The following is a 6,253-nucleotide window of genomic DNA, read 5'->3' as shown; positions in this document are numbered from 1 at the left end:
GCCGCGCCCGTCGCCCCCGCGCCCCGCCGCCGGCGCCGCCGCGGCCGGGTCGTCGCCGCCGTCGTGGTGGTGGCGCTCGTGCTGCTGCTCGCCTGGCCGATCGGCCTGGTCATGTGGGCGAACGGCAAGGTCCAGCACGTCTCCGCGCTGTCCGGTGCCGCGAACACCCCCGGCACCACCTACCTCCTCGCGGGCTCCGACTCCCGCGACGACGGCGCGATCGAGGACACCGAGACCGTCGGGGCGCGCACCGACACGATTCTGCTGCTCCAGGTGCCGGAGTCCGGGCCGGCCGCGCTCATCTCGCTGCCCCGCGACACCTACGTCGACATCCCGGGCCACGACGCGAACAAGCTCAACGCGGCGTTCTCCTGGGGCGGCGCACCGCTCCTCGTGCAGACCGTCGAGGGCCTGACGGGGCTCACCGTCGACCACTACGTCGAGGTGGGGTTCGGGGGCGTCGAGAAGATCGTGGACGCCCTCGGCGGGGTCGAGCTCTGCCTCGACGGCAGCACCGGCATCGCGTTCCCCCTGAACGACAAGAACTCCGGCCTCATCTGGGACGCCCCCGGCTGCAAGACCGTCGACGGCGTCCAGGCGCTGGCGTACTCGCGCATGCGCTACTCCGACCCGTCGGGCGACATCGGCCGCGGGCTGCGCCAGCGGGCGCTCATCAGCGCGGTCGCCGCCGAGGCCGAGAACCCGGCGCTGCTGTTCCAGCCGGGCAAGCAGGTGTCGCTGATCGACTCCGGTACCGGCGCGCTGACCGCGAGCGACGAGACCGGCATCGTCGACCTGGGCCGGCTGGCGCTGGCGTTCCGCGCCGCCACCGGTCCCGGCGGCATCACCGGCACCCCGCCGATCAAGAGCCTGGACTACCGCCCGGGTGGCGCCGGCTCGACGGTGCTCCTCGACCCCGACCAGACGCCGGACTTCTTCGCGGCGATCCGGGACGGCTCCCTGGAGCCGGGCGTGGTGGGCGGCGTCCCCGGCTCCTGACCGGACCGGAACCCGGCGCGCGCCAGGCCCCCGAGCCCGACGAGCACGGCGCGCACCCGCTCGCACCCCGCGGTGGTGGCGCGGCGCAGCCGCGGGCCGAACGGCTGCTCCACGAACCGGTGCACCAGCCACGCCAGCAGCAGCGAGAACCCGGTCGCGGCGGCGAGCACGGCCCACACCGGCAGCCGGTCGTGCAGGAGGTGGATCACCCACAGGCCCCAGTACTCGTGCGTGAGGTAGAGCGGGTAGGTCAACGCCCCCGCAGCGGTGAGCCCCGCCCACCGCCACCGCGCCAGCGGGGTGAGCGACACCAGCGCGACCAGGGCGACGCACGCCGGGAGCGCGACGGCGAGCAGCACGGCACGCGGCGCGACCACGGAGTTCGCGCCGAGCGAGTCCATCCGGGCCGGGACGAGCGCGGCGGTGGCCGCCGCGGTGTTCGCCACGACCAGCAGCCACGGCACGACGGCGTGCCCGGTGCGGTGGATGACGTACAGCGCCATGCCGGCGGCGAACAGCGGGGCGTACGGCGCCACCAGCCAGGTCACCGCGTCCGTCCAGCCGAGCGACCGGGCGAGCATCGCCGCGGCCGGCCACAGCGCCGCGAACCACAGCACCCGCCGCCGGGTGATCCCGACCGCGGCGAACAGCGCGATCAGCACGTAGAACCGCAGCTCCACCCAGAGGGTCCAGTAGACGCCGTCCACGTGGCCGACGTCGGCCAGCGCCTGGAGCAGCGTGAGGTTGACCAGCACCTGCCCGCCGGTGATCTCCTTGCCCTGCCACACGAACAGCAGCAGCGCCCCGGTCAGCAGCACGCCGGTCCAGTACGCCGGGTACAGCCGGGCCACCCGCGAGCCCACGATGTCCGGCACCGACCGGCCCCACGCCGTCATCAGGATGACGAACCCGCTGATCACGAAGAACAGCTCGGGGCCCAGCGAGGTGTAGGTCGCCCAGCCGGCGACCGCCGGGGCGACGTCGGCCAGGTCACGGCCCCAGGCGTCGGTCTGCCGGGCGGTGAAGTGGTAGGCGAGCACGCCGACGGCGGCGAGGAACCGCAGGGCGTCCAGGGCGGCGAGGCGCGGACGCGCGGTCCGGGTGCGGCCCGCCGCGGTCGCGGCGGCGGCGTCGGGGCCGGCGGTGCGGGGCGGCGCGGTGGTCGTCACCGTCTCGACGCTAGGCGGCGGACGGGCGGTCCGCCCGTCGAGCGGACCGTCCGCGGGCGGTCTCGACGAGACCTTCACGCCCCGCTCCCCGACCCCGCCGACCCCGCTGAGACCGCAGCAGGCGTGGGGTTCGGGTGCGTCGAACCCCGCACCTGCTGCGGTCTCGGCGGGTGGGAGGAGGAGTGGGAGGAGGTGCGGGGCGTGGCGGGGGTCAGCCCCCGAAGCCCACCGCGGGGCGGCGGCCGTCGCCGTGCAGGGAGCGCAGCCGCTCGCCCTTGGCGTCCGCCTGGGCGCGCAGGTCGTCCTGGAACGCGAGCATCGCCGCCGCGACCCGGCGGGCCGTGTCGTCCGTGCCCGCCCCGAGGATGCGCGCCGCGAGCAGCCCCGCGTTCCGCGCGCCGCCGATCGACACCGTCGCGACCGGCACGCCCGCCGGCATCTGCACGATCGACAGCAGCGAGTCCATGCCGTCGAGCCGGGACAGCGGCACCGGCACGCCGATCACGGGCAGCGGCGTGAGGGCCGCGAGCATGCCCGGCAGGTGGGCCGCGCCCCCGGCGCCCGCGACGACCGCCCGCAGCCCGCGCCCCGCGGCCGCCCGGCCGTAGGCGACCATCTTGTCCGGCTGGCGGTGCGCGGAGACGACGTCGACCTCCACCGGGACGTCGAACTCGGCGAGCGCCTCGGCCGCCGCCTCCATGACGGGCCAGTCCGAGTCCGAGCCCATGACGATGCCGACGAGCGGGGTGGCCATGCGGTACCTCCGGGGGTGGGTGCTGTCGCTGTCGAGAGCGGGGTCAGGCGGGCGCGTCGCCGCGCAGGACCGCCGCGGCGGCCACGGCGCGCCGGCGGACGTCCGCCAGGTCGTCGCCGGCGACGGTGACGTGCCCGAGCTTGCGGCCGGGCCGGACGCCCTTGCCGTACAGGTGCACCTTCGCGCCCGGGTCGAGCGCGGCCACCTCGGCCAGCCCGTCGGTCAGCGCGGCGCGGGTCGAGCCGAGCACGTTCGCCATCACCGTCCACGGCGCGCGGGCCTCCGTCGCGCCGAGCGGCAGGTCGAGCACGGCGCGCAGGTGCTGCTCGAACTGGCTGGTCACGGAGCCGTCGATCGTCCAGTGCCCGGAGTTGTGCGGCCGCATGGCCAGCTCGTTGACCAGCACGCGCGGGGCGCCGCCGTCGGGGTCGGCGACCTCGAACAGCTCGACCGCCAGCACCCCGGTGACGCCGAGCCCCTCGGCGACCTCGCGGGCGATCCGCTCGGCGGTCGCGGCCGTGCGCGGGTCCAGGTCGGGGGCCGGGGCCACGACCTCGGCGCACACGCCGTCGCGCTGCACGGACTCCACGACCGGCCAGGTGCGGACCTCGCCGGACGGGGTGCGGGCGACCAGGGCGGCGAGCTCGCGGGTGAACGGCACCCGCTCCTCGGCCAGCAGCGGGGCGCCGGTGCCCTCGGCCGCCGCGGCCAGCCAGTCGGCGGCCTCGTCGGCGGACCGCACGACCCGCACGCCCTTGCCGTCGTAGCCGCCGCGCGCGGTCTTCACCACCGCGGTGCCGTCGCCGGCGGTCAGGAACGCCGCGAGGTCGTCGGCCGAGTCGAGGGGCGCCCACCGCGGGCACGGGACGCCGAGCGTGGTCAGCCGGGTCCGCATCACGATCTTGTCCTGCGCGTGCACCAGCGCGTCCGGCCCGGGCCGCACCGCGACGCCGCGGTCCACCAGCTCGGTGAGCAGGCCGTTCGGCACGTGCTCGTGCTCGAACGTGAGCGCGTCCGCGCCGACCACCAGCGCCTCGACGGCCACCGGGTCCGCCGCCGCGCCCACCGGCGCGTCGACCACCACCTGCGCCGCCGACGACACCGCGTCCTCGACCAGCACCCGCAGGTGCACGCCGAGCGCCGTCGCCGCGGGCGCCATCATGCGGGCGAGCTGCCCACCACCGACCACTGCCACCACGGGTGCTGCCACGAGCGGTGAGCCTAACCGACCCCGCACAGCGGTCCCCCGGCGTCTCGCCGTACCCTGTGGGCGTGAACTCTTCCGGTGCGCCCTCCCTCGCGGCCGCACCGGGACCCGCCCCCGAGGCCCGTCCCGGACGCCTGCACGGCCTGATCTACCGCCTGCCGCGCCGCTCCCTGCGCGACCGGGCGCTCGAGCTGGTCCGGTTCGGCTCGGTCGGCACCGTCGCGTTCGTCGTCGACCTCGGCACGTACAACCTGCTGCGGTTCGGCCCGGTGGACGCGCTGCACGGCAAGCCGCTCACCGCGCGGATCATCGCGGTGGTCCTGGCGACCCTCGTCTCCTGGCTCGGGAGCCGGCACTGGACGTTCGCCGGCCAGCGGACCCACCGCCGCGGCCGGGAGCTGCTGCTGTTCTCCGCGATCAACGTCGTGGGCAGCGCGATCACGGTGGGCGCGCTGGGCTTCTCGCACTACGTGCTCGGCCAGTCCGGGCCGTTCTCGGACAACGTCGCGAACGTCATCGGCATCGTGCTCGGCACGATCGTCCGGTACGTCGGCTACAAGCTGTTCGTGTTCACCGGCTCCGCGGGCCTGCCGGTCGCCCTGGCCGAGGTCGGGCACGAGCTCCGCGGCGACGCGCCGGACGCCCCGGCCCCCGGGTCCGCCGCGTCGGCCGCCTCGCTCCCCCACCCGCGGGCCACCCGCGACTGACCCGCCGGGCACCACCGCGGGGCGGGCGCCTGCACCCCACGCGCCCAGGCACCAGCCGCGAGACCAGCGGATCGTCGCGCGCCCACCACCACGACCAGGTGGTGACGCGACAATCCGCCGGGGACCTGACCGCGCCGCGCGGCGCCCGGGCGGTCAGCCCGGCGCGGGCGCACCGTCCCGCGGCGCCCCGTCGGCCGGCGCGGCGTCCGGTGCGGCCGGTGGCCGCGCCACGAGCGTCGTCACGGCCAGCAGGACCAGGGCCACGACCGCGACCGTCGCGACGTACGCCGGGGTCAGGTGCCCGGCGAGCACCAGCGCCAGCGCCGCCCCCGCCCCGATCAGCACCCGCACCAGGACGCGCTGCTCGGCGAACCACACCCCGACCGGGCCGGTGCCGATCCCCCGCCGGTCGCCCGCCGTCCGCAGCGAGGTCGCCGCCCGGGTCCAGGACGCCCGCAGCGCCTTCGCCGCCGACGTCCCGCCCGCGACGAACGCGACCAGGGCCACGACGAGCCCGAGCACGAACGCCGACCGCAGCGCGACCCGCAGGAACGTGACCACCTGGTCGTAGACCACCACGGCGGCGTCCGGTCGCTGGACCGCCGGCGGGAGCGCGTCGACGTACACCGAGCGGCCGATGGTCAGCGCCGCACCGAGGAGCAGCATCGCGCCCGCGAGGGACAGCCCCGCGACCACCAGCGCCCGGGCCCGGTGCACCGCCACCAGCACCCCGGCGGCCAGCAGACCGAGCGAGAGCCAGACCAGCCAGGCGCCCAGGACGTCCAGCACCCGGTACGCGTTCTGCGCCCGGACCAGGTCCGCGCTCTGCATCAGCGGGAAGGTCGCGCTGATCGTCGGCAGCCGGTCCACCAGCGTGAACCCCGCGTCCGAGAGCGAGGAGCGGACCGTGTCGACCACGCCCGTCAGGTCCACCACCAGCGTGCCCTGCGCGTCGATGCTCGCGATCGCGTCCGGGTCGCCGCGCAGCACCGCGTTGAGCTGCTGGTGCACCGAGCGGTTCGCCTCGTCCCACACCGCCTCGAGCACGTCCGACGTCACCACGGCGTCGACGGCCCGCCGGATGAAGCCCGTGGCGGCGTCGACCAGGGGCTCCTGCAGCGACCCCACCAGCGCGGCCACCCGCGGCGGCAGGCCCAGGCCGTCCACCGCGGTCGCCGCCTCCGCGGCCAGCCCGTCCAGGTCCGCCGCGTCCACGATCGCCCCGGTCACCCGGTTGGTCACGGCGCTCTGGATCTGCGGGTCGTCGACCAGGGGCGCGACCGTCGCCAGGTACCGGTCCGTGTCGGTGACGAGGTCCCGCGCCCACACCGCCACGACGGCGACGGGGGCGAGCAGGGCACCGAGCACGACGAGCACGACCGCGGCGGTCGCGCGGCCGGCGTGCCGCTGCCGCCGG

5 protein-coding genes and 1 pseudogene are annotated in these 6,253 nt (G+C 76.5%); 2 read left to right on the top strand and 4 right to left on the bottom strand.

All coding sequences use genetic code 11. The features are described 5' to 3' along the window. On the top strand, window positions 1–999 hold a 999-nt coding region (locus FA014_RS17030; RefSeq protein WP_230323314.1), incomplete at its 5' end, for an LCP family protein. 131 nt (window positions 1,000–1,130) lie between these two features. Here FA014_RS17030 and FA014_RS20810 read toward each other — a convergent pair. The 3 genes and pseudogenes from FA014_RS20810 to FA014_RS17015 form a co-directional block, all read right to left on the bottom strand. After that, a pseudogene (locus FA014_RS20810) lies at window positions 1,131–2,168 on the bottom strand (acyltransferase family protein); the annotation flags it as partial. Between the two features lie 211 nt (window positions 2,169–2,379). Continuing rightward, on the bottom strand, window positions 2,380–2,922 hold the full coding sequence (gene purE / locus FA014_RS17020; protein ID WP_154730828.1) for a 5-(carboxyamino)imidazole ribonucleotide mutase: 543 nt from the start codon (window positions 2,920–2,922) through the stop codon (window positions 2,380–2,382). 43 nt (window positions 2,923–2,965) lie between these two features. Continuing rightward, a complete protein-coding gene (locus tag FA014_RS17015; protein ID WP_154730827.1) occupies window positions 2,966–4,132 on the bottom strand; it encodes a 5-(carboxyamino)imidazole ribonucleotide synthase in 1,167 nt (388 codons plus the stop codon). A gap of 62 nt (window positions 4,133–4,194) precedes the next feature. Here FA014_RS17015 and FA014_RS17010 point away from each other — a divergent pair, with 62 nt between their 5' ends. Further along, window positions 4,195–4,836 (top strand): GtrA family protein, encoded by a 642-nt coding sequence (locus FA014_RS17010; protein WP_230323312.1) that lies wholly within the window; start codon window positions 4,195–4,197, stop codon window positions 4,834–4,836. Window positions 4,837–4,989: 153 nt separating this feature from the next. Here the strand turns inward: FA014_RS17010 and FA014_RS20195 are convergent. Further along, window positions 4,990–6,253: hypothetical protein (locus FA014_RS20195; RefSeq protein WP_195969338.1), on the bottom strand; the 1,264-nt coding region annotated here is incomplete at its 5' end.

This window comes from Cellulomonas hominis (genome assembly GCF_005239125.1).
In the GTDB taxonomy this organism is placed as follows: domain Bacteria; phylum Actinomycetota; class Actinomycetes; order Actinomycetales; family Cellulomonadaceae; genus Cellulomonas; species Cellulomonas hominis_A.
The sequence above is the reverse complement of the archived record's forward strand: the minus strand, read 5'-3'. Positions and strand labels throughout refer to the sequence as shown.

What these genes read in the sequence shown, in the direction of transcription:
- purE (WP_154730828.1), bottom strand. Translation starts at nt 2,922, where the DNA reads ATGGCCACCCCGCTCGTCGGCATCGTCATGGGCTCGGACTCGGACTGG.